This is a genomic window from Moorena sp. SIO4A1, assembly GCF_010672065.1.
Lineage (GTDB): Bacteria > Cyanobacteriota > Cyanobacteriia > Cyanobacteriales > Coleofasciculaceae > Moorena.
In genome coordinates this window covers 1-1,143 of the sequence record NZ_JAAHHX010000950.1, presented here as the reverse complement: position 1 = coordinate 1,143, position 1,143 = coordinate 1, and the positions used below count along the sequence as shown (strand labels likewise).

The 1,143-nt window shown below is 35.8% G+C and carries 2 protein-coding genes; both read right to left on the bottom strand.

The genetic code is table 11. The features are described 5' to 3' along the window. A partial coding sequence (locus tag F6K53_RS44370) for a hypothetical protein (protein ID WP_293087294.1) occupies positions 1-323 on the bottom strand: 323 nt, incomplete at its 3' end. Between the two features lie 66 nt (positions 324-389). Continuing rightward, the coding region (locus F6K53_RS44365) for a tetratricopeptide repeat protein (protein ID WP_293087292.1) at positions 390-1,143 on the bottom strand (754 nt) is incomplete at its 5' end.

The window sequence follows — 1,143 nt, the reverse complement described above, 5'->3', positions numbered from 1 at the left end:
CTCTGTTCTTTTGTAACAATAGGACGGCGTGTATCATTATTACAATCTGGGCATAATCTAATCACAGCTTCTCCGGCACGACATATCTCAGAAAGAAGATGTGTTCCAGGTTGGGTCTCTGTCAATGGATCACCGTTACTGCAATAAATAGTGACCGAAGCATTACGTTCTAGTTTTATTTGGTCGTTACTATTGAGGGGACTACCATAATCATCTTGGTGTAATTTCCTCCATTGTGTCTTTTTTACTTGGACATTCCCCTTAAAATTCATTAGCATATGGATACTGTTAGAATTACTCCCGACAGGAGTTGTACATCCCATCAGTATTAAGCTCAATAGAGCTTGGATTGTCGTTTTACAACTAAATACAGAATTCCCCATTTTATTTTACTGTAGCTTTTGTTTAGCTTCATATAACCATTGATCCTCTTCAGGACTAATGATTTCACCTGCTGCTCGACGAGACTCGATTAATTTACGGCATTGTTGCCAATTTTCCTTGGCTTGAGAGGATTGTTTATCTTGGTTTTGCAAGACTTGAGCATAGATACAAAAAGCCGCCCCAGGATTTCGGATATATTTCTGGTATTTATGATTTTTAGCAATGGCTATGGCAGGGGAAAGATAGGCTATAGCATCTTCATCTCGTTTTTGTTTAAATCTTGCCCATCCTAAATTTTTATATAAGCTATATTTTTGAGTCTGTAAATTGATTTTATCGACCTCTGTTAACTCCTCATAATTACTTTCTTTTTTATTTAAAAACTTTAAGGCTTGATTCAGCAATTCTACCGCTTCGCCATTCTTATTTTCCCGAATGTACCAATAAGCTAGATTATTATAGGCATCCAAATAACCACCTTTTGCCGCAATTATATATTGTTTTTTAGCATTAGCAAAATCTTGTACTTCTTCATAGAGAGTTGCTAATTGATAATGAGCATCTAAATTATCTGAGTCTAATTTAATTGCTTTTAAATAGTTCTCTTCAGCCAACGCTAAATTTTGCTGGTCTTGTAATTGTTGACCCTCTCGTTTATAGCGATTAGACATAGAAGGTAAATTTAACCAAATGACTAACAGTAATCCTGTCATCAATAAACTCGAACCAAGTTTAGCTTCCTCGTGAAAGTGTTGAGGA